Source organism: Novosphingobium sp. ERN07 (genome assembly GCF_012641335.1).
Classification (GTDB): domain Bacteria; phylum Pseudomonadota; class Alphaproteobacteria; order Sphingomonadales; family Sphingomonadaceae; genus Novosphingobium.
Window position 1 is genome coordinate 31487 of the sequence record NZ_JABAID010000015.1, and the last position, 15815, is coordinate 47301.

Consider the following 15815-nt stretch of genomic DNA (forward strand, 5'->3'; position numbering starts at 1 on the left):
TGACGGATCATGCCGCAGTATTGTCAAATCACTTCATGGACGATTCAGACACCGGTCTCGCGCACGCCAGTGCCATGCGCCAGTTTTCGCAGTTCGCGGAAGTTGCAGGGCTTGACCTGCGCCGGATCTGCCCGCCCGAACTCTACGCTTTTGTCGAGCAGGCGCGTGATGCGGAATGGCTGCCCGCCAGCGCGCATGTCGATGTGTTGCAGGTCGCCTCGATTGCATCGGCGCGGCCTGACCTGGGCGTCGCATTCTCGATGTGGTGCAATGTGCGTGGGTTTGGGCCGGTGAGCCTGCTGTGGGATCACTGTTCGACGCTGGACGAAGCGACTCGCCTGACGCGCCGCTACATGCACCTGGAAAGCGCTGCGATGCGTTCAAACACCGATATCACCGGCCACGAAGCCGCAATCCGGCACGTGCTGATGGTGCCTGCGCAGTATGGCGGCTCGCAGTTCTTGCAAGCAACGTTGACCCTGCAATTGCGTATCACCCGGATGATGTTGGGTGAGGAATGGACCCCGATCCGGCTTGAACTGGACCACCCCGCGCCAGCCAGCCACCGCTATCATCAGGCGGTGTTCCGCTGCCCGGTGGAATTCAACGCAGACCGCTGCGCGCTGGTATTCCGCAAATCCGATCTTCATCGCACGTCGCCGCGCAGCAATCCGAACATGCGCCAGTATCTTGAACGGCAACTGGCGCAGGCCGACAGCCAGTGGCCGGGTGATCTCATGCAGCAGGTGCGTTATTTCATCGCCAGCAACCTGACCGAGCGGCGGGCCAATCTGCCCCATGTGGCAAGCCTTGTCGGCCTATCGCCGCAAAGCCTGCAACGCCGTCTGGCAGAGCGGGATACCACCTTTGCCACGATCCTTGAAGAGGTGCGCAAACGGACTGCCGATGAATACTTCCGCACGGCCCGCCGCCCTAATCTGACCGAGCTTTCGCACCGGCTGGGCTATACCGATGCCAGCGCGGCCAGCCGCTTTTTGCGCCAGCACATGTCAACCGGCGCGCGTGCGCTGATGGCGCAGACGCGAGCCAGCAAATCGATGCAGCCGACGCGGCTAATTGCCTGATTTTTCGGGGATGAGCGTGGCACCAAGCGCCCATAACCGGTCTTCCACCGGTGCGCGCAATTTGCGGTTGCTGCGCAGAATGGCGAGCTCCGTGCGGACATCAAGGCCGGTCACCGCACGATAGACCACGTTGCCGCGATCGCGCGGGCGGAACTGCGCAACCGAAATTGCAGGGATGCGGTATTCGCGGCAATAGCGCTCCAGTGCGAAAGCGTGGGCTTCGGGCGGGAGGAAGCCGGTGGCCCCCGCAGCGGAAAGCCATGCGGAGATCGGCCCGTAGAGGCTCCGGCCATGCAACGGCGCGAGCATAGCGATCACGCATCCGGCCAAGGCTTCGGCGGGGATTACATCGAAGCAGGCAAGGGGGTGTTCTTCGGGAACGGCAAGGCCGATCGGCTCGTCGCTGATCGTATGGCGCGGCAAGCCGTCGGGCATTTCCAGTTCGCCTGCACCTTCACCCGCCATGTCCGCCAGATAGCGCTGGTGCGGCACGGCGGCGGCCACGATCATCGCCATGTCGATGGTGCCGTTTAGCAGCCCTGCACACAGCGAATTGACAAAGCCGTTGTCCACTTTCAGCGCGATATCCGGCATTTCGCGGGCGATGGCCGATAGCAGGGCGGCATGTTCGGGCAGTTCGAAAGTATAGATCGGCGCGCCCAGCACGATGCGCCGATCAGGCCGCGCCCGCCATGAGGCCAGTTGCGCCGCGAAGGCATCGGCTTGGGCCATGAAGGCTCGTGCCTCATCCAGCAACGCCTTGCCAACAGGCGAGAGCAGGACGGCGCGGGTGATGCGATCAAACAGGCGATGGCCCACCTGCTGTTCCAGTTTGCGAATCTGCGCCGAAAGGCTCGGCTGGGTCAAATTCATGCGTTTTGCCGCACGACCGAAGCTGAGTTCCTGCGCAAGGGCGAGGAAACAGCGGAGCGCCTTGATATCGACATCAGTCTGCATGGTCGCAGATATATTGGAATGCCCTATAAATCGAAAGATTAAATTTATTGGACGCTGCGCCGGGCGGCCTTTAGCCTTCGGGCAAAGCTGCCAATCCAGCGGGAGAGAAGCGAATGCAGGTGCCCGATACCACGCCGGTCATCGTCGGCGTTGGCCAGTACGTCGAACGGATCGATGCGCCGGATTATGCAGGGCTGTCGTTTGCAGATTTGTCAGCAAGGGCAGCGGCAGCAGCATTGCAAGACACCGGCGCGATGGCAGAGGTTGCAGCCCTGGTAAAAGCGGTCGGCGCTGTCCGCACGTTCGAGGAATCGGGCGCAATGCAGGTGCCGTTTGGCCGGGCCGAGCACATGCCGCTGGCCGTGGCGCGGCGGCTGGGGATTATGCCTTCGGTTGCCATTCTGGAGAAGGTTGGCGGGCAATCGCCCTTGGCGCTGTTGGCCGATCTAGGGGGGCGCATTGCGCGCGGTGAAGTGCCCGCAGCCTTGATGTTCGGCAGCGAGGCGATCTCTACGGTGCGGCATCTTGTGACCAAAGGCGAAAGCCGTGATTGGGCTGAGAGCGACGATCCAGAAGCGATTGGCTGCGCATGGATCGACAAGGGCATGGGCTTTGAAGGCACACTGTCGGCCCTGAGCATAGCCCACGGCATTCGTGCACCCGTTACCGCTTATGCCTTGTGCGAAAATGCCCGGCGGGCGCGGCTAGGTCTTTCGCGCCACGACTATGCGATGGAAATGGGCCACCTGTTCGCGCCTTTCACCCGCGTGGCGGCAGACAACCCCTACAGCGCGGCCGCCGTTACCCCGATGAGCGCGCAGGAAATCGCTACACCATCGGACCGCAACCGCATGATTGCAGACCCTTATCCGCTGAAGCTCGTATCGCGCGATCAGGTGAACCAGGCGGCGGCAGTTGTTCTCATGTCTGTTCAGGCCGCACGTGAGGCTGGCGTGCCGGAGGACAAGTGGGTCTATCTGCACGGCGCAGCGCTGGCGAATGAGCGGGAGATTCTCGATCGTCTCGACATTGGCGGGTATCCTGCTGCAAATGCTGCCATCGCTTCCGCCCTTGCAGCCGCGGGGAAGCAGGCTGCCGACATGCAGGTTTTTGACTTCTATTCCTGCTTCCCGGTGCCCGTGTTCAACGCTGCCATCGATGGCCTTGGCCTTTCGCCCGATGATCCGCGCGGGCTGACCGTTACGGGCGGGCTGCCCTATTTCGGCGGGGCCGGAAACAACTACTCGATGCACGCCTTCGCCACGATGGCAGAGCGGCTGCGCGCCGCACCCGGCAGCTTCGGCATGGTGGGGCTGAACGGCGGCTTCCAGTCGAAATACGGCGCGGCGGTCCTGTCCACTGCGCCGCGCGATTGGCCGGGGTGTGAAAGCGCCGGGATACAGGCCACGCTTGATGCCGCGCCCAAGGCAGTGCTGGCCGATGTGGCGCAAGGTGCGGGCCGGATCGGCACCTATACGGTCACGTACGTCAAGGGCGTGCCCGAACAGGTCATCGTCATAGGCGACCTGGATCACGGTGGCCGGTTCATCGCCACAAGCCGCGAGGCCGACGCCATCGCCACGGCACTTGCAGACGATCCCATCGGGCGCGCGGTCAGCGTCGCACCGGGCGAGAAGCGCAACCAGTTCACTTTTGCCTGAGGACGCTGCGATGAATCAAAAGCCGGTGATGCTCGAAGGCGTTCGCGTGGTCGATCTGACCACCGTGGTCTTCGGCCCTTATGCCACCCAGATTTTAGCCGATCTTGGTGCCGATGTGATCAAGGTGGAATCGCCGGGAATTGGCGATGCGTTTCGCTGGTCGGGCAAGGCTGCGGTAACGCCGGGCATGGCACCGGCATGGATGGCGCTGAACCGTGGCAAGAAATCCATCGCGCTCGATCTGAAGACCGAGGCGGACCGCGAGGTGATGCTGGGCCTGCTGCGCGATGCGGATATCTTCGTCGTCAACGTGCGCGGCAAGGCGCTGGCGCGCATCGGGCTGGATTACGCCAGCCTCAAGGCGATCAATCCGGGGCTGATCTATGTCCACTGCGTCGGCTTTGGGCAGGATGGGCCTTATGCCGATCTACAGGCCTATGACGACGTAATTCAGGCGGCGACGGGCACCACCACGCTTCTGCCGCGTGTCGACCAGAACCCCCAGCCACGCTATCTGCCGTCGCTGATCGCAGACAAGGTTGCCGGGCTTCATGCCGCTTATGCCGCACTTGCCGCCGTGGTCCACAAACAGCGCACGGGCGAGGGGCAGCATATCGAAGTGCCGATGTTCGAGGTGTTTTCCAGCTTCATGCTGCTGGAGCACCTTGGCGGGCTGAGCTTCGATCCGCCCAATGCGCCTGCGGGATACTTCCGCCAGATTGACCCGGATCGCCAGCCGTTCCCCACGGTGGACGGCCATATCAGTATCGTGACCTATGATGATGGTGCGGTTCAGCGCATCTTCGCCTTGCTTGATCAGCCCGATTTCCTTGCCACCAATGGTCTGGGCACCCCGCAGGAGCGGCTGCGAGGCATGTCTGCGATCTATCAGGGCATCGCCCGGTTCACGCCCGGCTTCAGCACCGCCGAACTTTTGCGCCGTTGCAACGAAGCCCAGATCCCCGCGCAGGCCGTGCGCGATCTGGGCGATGTGATGGACGATCCGCACTTGCGCGATGTCGGTTTTTTCCAGCGGCGCGAACATCCGGTGGAAGGTGCATGGTTCCAGCAATCGGCCCCTGTGCGATTCTCGGTTGCGGAACATGGTAAACAGATTGCACCGCCTCCGCTGCACTCTGAGCATGAAACAAGCGTCAGAAATCAAGGGTGGAAGGCGTTTGACAGCGTAGAGTGAGGTTAATTCGGCCGAAGCTGGGACGTTAGCAATTCTGCGTATTAAAAATAAATGACATTTAAGTGAATTTTATATAACATTAGGACTCTGGAAACCGCTAGGGTCGCTTCTGGCACAGTTGTCAGTACCAGAAGGCAGACTGAGCGAGATGTCAGGGATTCTAACACGTCTTCGGACCAGCACGAGCGGCAGCGTTCTGCCGATCGCCGCGGTGAGCGTGCCCGTGATCATCGCCCTGATCGGTGGCGGGCTTGATATCAATCGCGTCTACAAGGCGCGCAACCGGCTGCAATCGGCGTGTGACGCCGGAACGCTGGCCGGTCGTCGCGCCGTGACGACGAACGGCTATCAGAATGCCGAGAAGGCGCAGGCCGCCACCTATTTCAACACCAACTTCGTCGAAGCCGACATTGGCGCGACCGATACGACATTCTCGACCGCCTCTGCCGACAGCGGCAACATGATCGAAGGCGTGGCGACCACCAAGGTCGAAACCGCGGTCATGAGCCTGCTGGGTTATGACACCATCGACATTTCGGTGTCGTGCAAGGCCACGATGGGCGTGGGCAACAGCGACATCACGATGGTGCTCGATACTACCGGATCGATGGACGAACAGCTCGGCAACACAGGTGAAACGCGCATTCAGGCGCTGCGCCGCGCGATGAAGAATTTCTACACGACGGTCGCCACCGCCACGACCAGTTCGAACGCGCGCATCCGCTATTCGTTTGTGCCCTACAGTTCGTCGGTCAATGTGGGGCGCTTGATCTACAATCTGGATCCAGATTATCTGGTCGACAGTTGGTCGATCCAATCGCGCGAACCTGTGTTCAACACGATCACCGAACAGGTATTCGTGGGGTGGAACACGCCTGTTTATTCCAGTGCTGAAGATTACAGCACGGAAAGCAATGGTAACACAACGCAATATAGCACCACCAATTACACATCGCAGAACAACTGCAATGCTGCGCGGCCGTCTGACACGGCTTGGGCAAACAATGGCAGCTCAACAACCACCACCACCACGACAACCAACGGAAATGGTCAGCAGGTCACAACCACCCGTACTGACCAGCCGCAAAGCCGCACCCGCTACACTTGCCAGCGTGTAAGCAACCGCTGGCGCATCTTTTCATACCCGGTAACGCGAACTTATTACACCTACAGCTACGCCACCTCAGATCCGGTCTACGAAACCCGTACTCGGCAGGAATTTAGCCGCTGGGCTTACAAGCGAGTGACCTACGACACCAGTGTCTACAAGACATTCACCGCCGCAACGGTCCAAAATGGTACCAACGGTGCTGCGATCAGCTACACGTGGGCTGGCTGCATCGAAGAACGTGAAACCGAGGCAGACAGCACATTCAGTTACATCATCGACTCCAATAACCGAGTCAAGATCACGCCAAAGGACGCGCAAGATCTCGATATCGATTCGGCTCCGGACGTCGATACCGAAAGTTCGAAGTGGGCACCGATGTGGCCAGAACTTGCGTACTATCGCCTCAACAGCTCTGGAAATCTGACCAGCTCGGCTGAAACGACCCGTGGCGGCAAAGCAAACTCCTATTGTCCGCAGCAGGCTCGGCTGCTCAACTCGATGACCCAGTCGGAGTTCAACAGTTATGCGGATTCGCTGACGGCAGCGGGATCGACCTATCACGATCTCGGCATGATCTGGGGGCTGCGTCTAAGCTCGCCTGAAGGCCCGTGGCAGAACACTGTCAACATCGCTCCGTCCAACGGCGGCAAGGTATCGCGGCACATCATCTTCATGACCGACGGGGAAATGGCGCCTAGCTATTCCATCCAGTCAACCTATGGTCTGGAATGGCACGACCGCCGCATCACGACAGACGGCTATTCCAATCAGGCTTCGCGCCATACCACGCGCTTTCGCACGATGTGCGAGGTGGCCAAGGCCAAAGGGTTCCGCGTCTGGGTGATCGCCTTTGCATCGTCGTTGACCACTGATCTCTCTGGCTGCGCGTCCAGCAACAGTGCGTTTCTGGCTACCAACGCCACCGAACTGAACGAGAAGTTTCAGGAAATCGCCAAGAGCGTTGGCGAGCTGCGGGTCTATCAGTGATGCGCGGGCTGCGTGTTCTCTCCCCGGTTCGCATCAGGCGACTGCGAGGACTGTCGGTTGACCGCCGGGGTGTGACAACGATCGAATTCGCGATCGTTGCACCGGTGTTCCTCATGATGGTGATCGGATGCCTTGATGTGGGGCAAATGGTCTACGCCAAAGGCGTGCTCGACGGGGCAGTGGAGAAGGCAGCGCGCGACTCATCGCTTGAAACAGGGGATATCGGCCTGGCTGACAGTCGCGTCGAAAACGTGATCAAGAAGGTCCTGCCGGGTGCAACCGTGTCTTCGACCCGCAAGAGCTACTTCGATTTCGTGAACGCGAACAAGGGTGAGAAGCTGAACGACACGAACGGCGATGGAGAATGCTCGACCGGTGAATCCTACACCGATTCCAATGGCAATCAGCGCTGGGACGAAGACCTTGGCAAGGATGGCAACGGTGGTGCGAACGATGTTATCGTTTATACCGTCACCGTAGCCTACGAACCGACTTTTCAGGTGCCGCTGGTGCCGCTCGACTGGTCGCGGCGCGAGATCACATCGACTGCCGTGAAGCGCAACCAGCCCTTTGCGCTGCAGACCGGCAGCTATTCGTCGCAGGTGAGAACATGCTGACGATGAAAACTGCGCCGAAGAAATGGCCGCTGATCAACCGACTGGCGAGCGACACGTCAGGCGTTTCGGTTGTCGAAATGGCGATTGTCGCGCCCTTCATCCTCGGCGTGGCGCTTTATGGTGCGGAGGTTGCCTACCTCACCACCATCGATATGAAGATGAGTGAGATTGCGCTGTCGCTTGCGGATAACGCCTCACGTATCGGCCAGACTGACAACAGCGTGATCACGCCTACGGTGAGTGAGACGGACATCAACGAGGTCATGCGCGGTGCGCAGGAACAGGCGACAGGTCTTGAATTTCAGGCGAACGGGCGGATCATTCTGTCCAGTCTTGAACGTGATGCGACCACAGGCAAGCAGTACATCCATTGGCAAAGGTGCTACGGCAATCTCAGCCGCCAAAGCGCCTATGGCAACGCTACCGATAAGAATGGCCTGACGGGGCCGGTTCTGCCAGGAATGGGCGATGGTCCGACGAAAGTTACCGCCGCTGCGAATTCGGCCGTGATGTTTGTCGAGGTGTATTACCGCTATCAGGGACTGTTCGGGAACACCTATGTCAGCAATCGCACCTTGCGCAAGGAAGGGGCGTTCATGATCCGTGACCAGCGCAATCTGACACCGGGTGTGACTGGCACCGGCGGCACGTATCCCTGCACATGATCTGATTGCGCACCATCAATTCATTTGTGCGCAAGGCTGGGATAGACTGGCGGTGGCGGATCGGCTTTCGTGCCGACTCCGGGCCGAACAGGGAGATGGTTCGATGAGGAAGATAATTCCCACGCTCGCAGCGGCAGCATTTGTGCTGATCGCTCCACACGCGCAGGCAAAGCCTGTTACGCTAACGGCGGCGCTGACTGGCCCGGCGGAAACCGGAGGCGGTGATGCGGATGGCACCGGCGGGTTCAAAGCCGAAGCTGACGACGAAACCGGCGACTTCTGCTTTACGCTATGGGCCGAAAACACCACAAAGCCAACAATGGCGCACGTTCACGAAGGTGCTGCCGGAGCCGATGGAAAGCCGGTGGCGACACTAGAGGTCACCGGCAAGGACAGCGATAGCTGCATCGCGATGGAGCCGGAACTGGTCAAGAAGATCATCGCCGCCCCACAGGACTATTACGTCAACGTCCACACCGTCGATTTTCCCAAGGGCGCGGTGCGGGGGCAGCTTGAGGTGAAGTAACCGCGATACGCACAGTAAATGGGGGCCAGCATCGCTGCCGGCCCCCACTCTACGTCAGTTTCGTGCCTTTATTACAGCGCGTTTGCTCCGGCTGCCTTGGCCTTCGCTCACCGTTTCCGGTTGGCTTCAGGCGTTCAGCCATTGTTCTGCCAAGCGTTCGATGTTCATGGCGTTCGTTCGGATGCCGTTCGGGGCGCGAAGCCCCTGGGCTGCTGCCGATCCGTGCGTTTGCCCGGTTCGCGCCGCTCTCCGCCTGTTCGCATGATCACATCGCCAGCAGGCTCTAAGGCTTGCTCTGCTCTGCATTGCCGCGACTGCTTTTGACTGCTCTTTCAAGCGGTCATCAAAAGCCGTTACTGGACGTTGCCTTCGCTCCTCGGCCTCGCTCCCGTTCGTGCTCGCACACGGTCGGACGAATTTCCGTAACGAAGGGATGGAATATCTGTCGTCATCTTTCCTTTGCTGCTTCCGCGCCAACACCAGATCCCGGAGGCCGAGGTCTTCGCCGCGCTTCGTACATCTGAAAAGGTGCCGACTGACACCCCGCTTCCGAACATGACATTCACAGTTTTGCACATCCACAGATCAACCCGAAGGTATCTGACGGTTGGTTACGCTGCAAACTATTCCTGTTCGCATCGGTATGTGTAATTCCTTTGAAAATCAGATAATTAAATCCAGATTTTCGGAGTTTTCCACAATCTCGACAGGCAAAAGCTGCGCTTCATAAGTGAGTCGCGCAAGCAAAAAATGCGGGAGTTATCCACAACCCCCGCACCTTTCGGTGGATAGTTTCTGAACTGCACCTAGATGCACCTAGGTGCACCTAAGCCGCGCTTAACGACCGCGCTGTGCCAGCAAACGCAGGCGAAGGGCGTTGAGCTTGATAAAGCCCGCCGCGTCCTTCTGATCGTAAGCACCCGCATCGTCTTCGAACGTGACGTGCCGCTCGGAATAGAGGCTATCCGGCGACTTGCGGCCTACGACATATGCGCCGCCCTTGTAGAGCTTGAGCCGCACCGTACCATTCACGCGCGCCTGGCTGTGATCGATCGCCGCCTGCAGCATTTCGCGCTCCGGGCTGAACCAGAAACCGTTATAAATCAGTTCCGCATACTTCGGCATCAGCTCATCCTTGAGATGGGCTGCGCCGCGATCGAGCGTGATGCTTTCGATGCCGCGATGGGCGCGCGCATAGATTTCGCCGCCCGGCGTTTCGTACATGCCGCGGCTCTTCATGCCGACGAAGCGGTTTTCGACGAGATCGAGGCGCCCGATCCCGTGTTTGCGCCCCAGATCGTTGAGCGCGGCGAGCAGCGTGGCGGGCGACATCGCTTCGCCGTTGAGCGCGATGCCATCACCCTTTTCGAAATCGATGGTGATGTATTCCGGCGCGTCGGGGGCGTCTTCCGGGTTGACCGTGCGCGAATAGACGTAATCCGGGGTTTCTTCCCACGGATCTTCCAGCACTTTACCTTCGGAAGAGGTGTGCAGCAGGTTGGCGTCGGTCGAGAACGGGCTTTCGCCGCGCTTGTCCTTGGGGACCGGAATCTGGTGCTGTTCGGCCCACGCGATCAGCGCCGTGCGGCTGGTCAGATCCCATTCGCGCCACGGCGCGATCACCTTGATGCCGGGTTCGAGGGCATAGGCGCCAAGTTCGAAGCGGACCTGATCGTTGCCCTTGCCGGTCGCGCCATGCGAAACGGCATCGGCCCCGGTTTCACGCGCGATTTCGATCAGGCGCTTTGAAATGAGAGGGCGCGCGATGGAGGTGCCGAGCAGATAATCGCCTTCGTAGCGGGCATTGGCGCGCATCATCGGGAACACGAAATCGCGCACGAATTCTTCGCGCAGATCGTCGATATAGATGTTCTGATCGGGCACGCCCATCAGTTTGGCCTTGGCGCGCGCAGGCTCCAGTTCCTCACCCTGACCGAGATCGGCTGTGAAGGTTACCACTTCGCAGTTGTAGGTGACTTGCAGCCACTTGAGGATGACGGAGGTGTCGAGGCCGCCTGAGTAGGCGAGAACGACCTTCTTGATATCGGACATGAGCGGAGCGACTCCCCATAAAACACGCGCCGCGCGCCTAACAGGCAGGGGGGCGCACCGCAAGCAATCGTACGTCCATGCGGTGGAGCGTACTGAGCACAGCATCCTGCGGCATCTGCGCGAAACTTTGCAGACCTTGCTTTTGCCGATGTTGCTCCGCTAGCTTCGACGCACTTGACGCAATGCCATGCGCCGACGGTGCGGGTATTCGCTCAGTCGCAGTCGGGGAGGTAGGAGTGAAGTTCTGGAAGAGGCGAGGCCCAGTGCCTGAATTGGGCCACTCGATCCGCGACTATCAGGCGTTGGTGCGATTGAAGTTGAAGGCAATGCCGCATGAGCGAGCCTTGGCACTAGCGCAATCCATCGGGGCGCCCACGCTCGAAGATTTCATGGCGCAAGGTGACGGCCATGTAGCGGTTTTGCGGCATCATGGGCTCGAGAATGGAATGGCCATCTATGACCTTGGTTGTGGCTGTGGGCGCACAGCCCAAGCGCTTCAACGGTCAGGCTGGCAGGGGCACTACACCGGGGCGGATGTAGTTCCCGAGTTATTGGCGGAGATAGCGAGGACATGCCCTGATTACCGGACTGTCCTGAACTATGAACGCACGATATCGGCCAATGATGAATCGCTGGATATCGTCTTTCACTGGTCGCTGTTCACCCATCTATTTCCAGGGGAATCTTATCTTTATCTCCTTGATGCCTATCGGGCGCTGAAGCCAGGTGGGAAGATGATCTTTTCTTTCTTGGAGCTTGAGGATCGCGCCCATGATCATGTCTGGCAGGCAGGTTTGAGAAAGCTGCGAAACGGTGAGCGGCCTGAGCAGTTGGACGCGTTTCTTCATCGGGATTGGATTACCCGATTTGCGCGTGATGCGGGGTTTTCGACCGCGCGCTTCACGAATGGGGACGATGACGCCCATCATCCCCCATTCTGGCAGTCTTTGGCAATTTTGGCGAAAGGCTAGGAAGCCGATCCTGACTCTTTCGCCTTAGCGCTAGCCGCCTGTAATTCTTGATATCAGACCCGTGATGCCGCGCCTGAGGCGATGGGGGAGAGCATTGCGTAGTGGCGGTCGGACGGATTTTGGATCGGAGACTGCGGCCCCCTGATAGATGTTCGGCTTCGACGTCATGTCGGCAATGCTGACGATTTGCCGAAGATCCAGTCGGCCGAGGTATTCGTCCGAATGGGCCGGCGTGTAGTACACACAATCATCGAAGTAGTAATGCGTCACCTGCGACCAGCGGGTGCGCCGCGGGTCGGTTTGCACGCTGCCGCCGTGCAGGAGGTTGGCGCACCAGATGAGCGCCTGTCCCTTGCGGGCAAGGAACCGCTCAGTTGGCGCGTTCTGTACAGAGATCAGGGCTGCCCAGGCATCATGAAATGGCAACTGGGCAGATTCAGGACGGGAATCGGCGCCTCTGCGCCCGATCATGCAGTTGTCCATCATCGGCCATTTGTGAGACCCCGGAACGTAGTTGAGCGGCCCTGCATCATCGTGGATATCTTCCATTGCCAGCCAGACGCCGCACATGAAGCGCGGCGGAACGCTGGAGAAGTGGACGCTGTCGGTGTGCAAGTCCTGCTGGGTGCCGACCGGGAAATTCAGCGTTTGAAAGGGAAAGGCAGACCGTCCGTAAAGCCGTGACAGCAGATCGAGGATGACCGGATTTGCAGCAATGGCCTTGACGTCTGGCTGCGTTTTCCAGGCATCCTGAATCCTTCCGATGCCGCCTTGCTTGATGCTGCTATGATCGGAATCGTCAATTCCGAGTTGCGGGGCAAGATCTGCCCGGATTCTGTCTATTCGTCCGTCAAGGTCCGGGTCCGGGAAATCAATGACGACATAGCCATCACGATTCAGCGCTATTGCGATTTCCTTTTCCCGGTCATCAAGCTGCATTCTGTCGATTTCGGCAGAGAAAATCGGTGATTCCACTAACGGAACGCCTGGGAAAATCGGATGTTCGGGCTTCATCTGTGCGTGCTGCTCTTGATACGTGACGGGGCAAGGGTATCACCTGCGCAGGGTGCTTGCCTACCGCATTGCACGACATGCGGTAGGAGCAGGCCAATGTGCTGACAAGTGCCAGCATCGAACCCATGTGGCAGAGGGAGCGCTGCCGGGTGCTTCAAACGTGCCGATAGACCGCGCGTTCGTGGCTGAAGCACTTGAAGCCGAAGACGCCGTGATAGCTACCCATGCCGCTGGTGTTTACGCCGCCGAAGGGCAGGTTGTTTTCAAGATAGTGTGAGAAAACGCCATTTACCGTAACGCCGCCCGACGAGGTGCGTGACAGCACCTTTTCGACGTTCGCTTCGTCCTTGCTGTAGACATAGAGCGCCAGTGGCTTGTCGCGCGCCTCGATGTATCCGATGGCCTGATCGAGCGATTCATAGGTCATCACGGGGATGACTGGCGCAAAAATCTCGTCCTGAAGGATGGTCATCTGCGGGGTGACATCCGTCAGCATCGTGGGATGCACGGTCAGGTCTTCGGCATCGAATGTGCCGCCCGCTGCCACAGTGGCGCCCTTGGCCACCGCATCGTCGAACATCGCCTTCACGCGGTCGAAGTTGGCCTTGTTGACGATCTGCGCGATGCCTTCCTTCTTGATCTGGCCTGCTTCGTCATAAAGGTTCTTCTGCACGTTCGTGCGGAAACCTTCGACCAGCGCAGCCTTCTTGTCTTCCTTCACGAAAACATAGTCCGGGCTGATGCAGGCCTGACCGCCGTTGAACTGCTTTGCAGAGGCAAGCTGTGCAGCGACCTGATCGATATCGGCACTGTCGTCGACGATCACGGGCGATTTGCCGCCTAGTTCCAGCGTTACGCTGGTAAGATGCTTGGCCGCGGCGCTCATCACGATCTTGCCCACCCGCGGACTGCCGGTGAAGAAGATGTGGTTGAAGGGCAGGTCAAGCAGTGCGGTTGCCACCGAAACGTCCCCTTCGAACAGGGCAACGTCCTTTTCATCGAAGGCTTCCTTAATGATGACCGAAGCGATCCGGGCGGTTGCAGGGCACAGATCGGTGAGCTTGACGATGCAGGTGTTGCCCGCCGCGACGGCGGCTGCCACCGGCCCAAGCGCCAGACCAAGCGGGAAGTTCCACGGCCCAAGGATCAAGCAGACACCGCGCGCTTCGTGGATGATTTGCGCGCGGTCGGCCGGGTTCATCGAAGTGGCAACCTCGACCGGCTTCATCCATTCATCGAGATTGTCGATATTGCGCTGCACGTTGCCGATGACGTTCAGCACTTCGGTCACGCGGATTTCGCCCACCGGCTTGCGCGTATCTTCAAGAACGGCAGCGACGATATCATCGGCGTGCGCCTCTACCGCCGCTTTCAGCCGGGCGAGCTTTTCCTTGCGCTCGTCAGCGGACGAAGCCTTGGCTTCCCACATATGCGCCTGCTGGAGCGCGAACACGCGAGTGATATCGGCGGAAAGGTCTGCGGCGGTGGGTACGGCGGTGGTCATTGGTCGGGCATCCTGCATCACGGCTTGTTCGTTAGTGTAACTAACGACTGCAATGCGGGATGGCAACGGTGAGTGCAGCAGTACGATTGGCTTTCCGCTGCGTGGAATGCCGGTGTGGCGGGCTACTCCGCCGCTTTCCGTTCCAGATGCCATTCCGGCGCTTCGTCCAGTTCGGCCAGCCTTGCCCATTCCTGCTGCATGTAGTCGCGCGTCATGGGCAGGGCGCTGCGGCGCTTTACACTCTGGATATGGAAGTTGACCATGCTGCCGTGGCGAAAGCTCTGTTCGGCACCTGCCAGATAGAATTGCCACATGCGGAACAGGCGTTCGTCATAGAGCGCAATGATTTCATCACGGTGCAGGGTGGCGCGGCGATACCATTCGGCCAGAGTGCAGGCGTAGTGATAGCGAAGCACTTCGATATCGCCCACTTCCCAGCCGGTTTTCTCCAGTGCGGAAACGAGTTCGCTCATCGCCGGGATATAACCACCGGGGAAGATGTATTTGCGCGTCCACTTATCGGTCGTGCCCGGCGCGCCTTTGCGACCGATGGTGTGGGTGAGCATGATGCCGTCGGGATCGAGCAGGTCGTTGGTCTTGGCGAAATATTCCCCGAAATTGGGTGCGCCGACATGTTCGATCATGCCGACGCTGGTGATGCGGTCGAACCGGCCCTGAACATCGCGGTAGTCAACGAGTTGGAACTTCACCTTGTCGGCCACGCCTGCGGCCTGCGCGCGTTCGTTAGCGAAGCGGACCTGATCGGGGGCGAGGGATACGCCCAGCACTTCGCAGCCATAATGACGGTTCAGGTAAAGCCCAAGGCCACCCCAGCCGCAGCCGATGTCGAGAACGCGCATTCCGGTGCTTTCGCCGGGGGTTAGACGCAGCTTCGAGGCAATGAGGGCCTTTTTGTCTACCTGCGCGCGTTCCAGTGAGTTTGATGGATCGCGGAAATAGGCCATCGTGTATTGCCGGTCTTCATCGAGAAAGAGCTCGTAGAACTGGCGGGTCAGATCATAGTGGTGGACGACGTTCTTTGATGCGCGGGCGCGTTCGTTGATCTGGTCTATGCGGGACAGCGCTTTGCTGGCCAGTTTGCGCAATGGCCCCTTGCGATCGATGCCGCCCGCGTTGCTGGCGTTGCCCATCACGAACAGCACGAAATCGCGAATGTCGTGGGGTGGTTCCACGACCATGCGGCCGTCCATGTAAGCCTCGCCCGCACCGAGGCGCGGGTCTTTGGCGATGTGCATCGCTGCGCCCTTGTCGGTGAAGCGGATGGTCAGCGGCTGGGATGTTGCGTCGCCATAGGCGTATTCCTTGCCGTCATGGTCGATGATGATCAGGCGGCCCTTGCGGATCAGCCGGGTGAGCATTTTGTCGAGCAACCACATGGGGCAAGATTATGCCAAGGGCATTCTGTCGCAAGGATTAATTGGTTGCTGTATGGTGTCGAAAGGGCGCGGA

At 59.6% G+C, this 15815-nt stretch carries 13 protein-coding genes; 8 read left to right on the forward strand and 5 right to left on the reverse strand.

Features of this window, described 5'->3' with window-relative positions:
* Positions 1–35 precede the first annotated feature (35 nt).
* Positions 36–1085, forward strand: coding sequence for an AraC family transcriptional regulator ligand-binding domain-containing protein (locus tag HGI47_RS16700; protein WP_168853914.1), 1050 nt, complete (start codon positions 36–38; stop codon positions 1083–1085).
* On the opposite strand, the gene HGI47_RS16705 is transcribed toward HGI47_RS16700, so the two are convergent.
* Positions 1074–2042 carry a LysR family transcriptional regulator gene (locus tag HGI47_RS16705; RefSeq protein ID WP_168853915.1) on the reverse strand — a complete coding sequence of 323 codons (969 nt, stop codon included), beginning with the start codon at positions 2040–2042 and terminating at the stop codon, positions 1074–1076. The genes HGI47_RS16700 and HGI47_RS16705 overlap by 12 nt on opposite strands.
* 113 nt (positions 2043–2155) lie before the next feature.
* Here HGI47_RS16705 and HGI47_RS16710 point away from each other — a divergent pair, with 113 nt between their 5' ends.
* From HGI47_RS16710 to HGI47_RS16735, 6 genes are all read left to right on the forward strand, one after another.
* Complete coding sequence (locus HGI47_RS16710) at positions 2156–3703, forward strand: acetyl-CoA acetyltransferase (protein WP_168853916.1); 1548 nt, start codon at positions 2156–2158, stop codon at positions 3701–3703.
* Positions 3704–3713: 10 nt separating this feature from the next.
* Complete coding sequence (locus tag HGI47_RS16715) at positions 3714–4898, forward strand: CaiB/BaiF CoA-transferase family protein (protein WP_168853917.1); 1185 nt, start codon at positions 3714–3716, stop codon at positions 4896–4898.
* 148 nt (positions 4899–5046) lie between these two features.
* Positions 5047–6996: a TadE/TadG family type IV pilus assembly protein gene (locus HGI47_RS16720; protein WP_168853918.1), complete on the forward strand. Its 1950-nt coding sequence runs from the start codon at positions 5047–5049 to the stop codon at positions 6994–6996.
* Positions 6997–7067: 71 nt separating this feature from the next.
* Positions 7068–7613: a TadE/TadG family type IV pilus assembly protein gene (locus HGI47_RS16725; protein ID WP_370521775.1), complete on the forward strand. Its 546-nt coding sequence runs from the start codon at positions 7068–7070 to the stop codon at positions 7611–7613.
* On the forward strand, positions 7607–8278 hold the full coding sequence (locus tag HGI47_RS16730; RefSeq protein WP_240950248.1) for a pilus assembly protein TadE: 672 nt from the start codon (positions 7607–7609) through the stop codon (positions 8276–8278). The genes HGI47_RS16725 and HGI47_RS16730 overlap by 7 nt, the downstream gene beginning before the upstream one ends.
* A 103-nt stretch (positions 8279–8381) precedes the next feature.
* Positions 8382–8804: a CHRD domain-containing protein gene (locus HGI47_RS16735; protein WP_168853920.1), complete on the forward strand. Its 423-nt coding sequence runs from the start codon at positions 8382–8384 to the stop codon at positions 8802–8804.
* Positions 8805–9641: 837 nt separating this feature from the next.
* Here the strand turns inward: HGI47_RS16735 and HGI47_RS16740 are convergent.
* Positions 9642–10856, reverse strand: a complete 1215-nt coding sequence (locus tag HGI47_RS16740; RefSeq protein WP_168853921.1) for an argininosuccinate synthase — start codon at positions 10854–10856, stop codon at positions 9642–9644.
* Between the two features lie 236 nt (positions 10857–11092).
* Between HGI47_RS16740 and HGI47_RS16745 the strand changes: the two genes are divergently transcribed.
* Positions 11093–11827 (forward strand): class I SAM-dependent methyltransferase, encoded by a 735-nt coding sequence (locus HGI47_RS16745; RefSeq protein ID WP_370521776.1) that lies wholly within the window; start codon positions 11093–11095, stop codon positions 11825–11827.
* A 30-nt stretch (positions 11828–11857) separates the two neighbouring features.
* On the opposite strand, the gene HGI47_RS16750 is transcribed toward HGI47_RS16745, so the two are convergent.
* The 3 genes from HGI47_RS16750 to HGI47_RS16760 form a co-directional block, all read right to left on the reverse strand.
* Positions 11858–12841 (reverse strand): phytanoyl-CoA dioxygenase family protein, encoded by a 984-nt coding sequence (locus tag HGI47_RS16750; RefSeq protein ID WP_168853923.1) that lies wholly within the window; start codon positions 12839–12841, stop codon positions 11858–11860.
* Between the two features lie 154 nt (positions 12842–12995).
* A complete protein-coding gene (locus HGI47_RS16755) occupies positions 12996–14345 on the reverse strand; it encodes an aldehyde dehydrogenase family protein (protein WP_168853924.1) in 1350 nt (449 codons plus the stop codon).
* Between the two features lie 122 nt (positions 14346–14467).
* Positions 14468–15742 (reverse strand): cyclopropane-fatty-acyl-phospholipid synthase family protein, encoded by a 1275-nt coding sequence (locus tag HGI47_RS16760; protein WP_168853925.1) that lies wholly within the window; start codon positions 15740–15742, stop codon positions 14468–14470.
* Between the last annotated feature and the right edge of the window lie 73 nt (positions 15743–15815).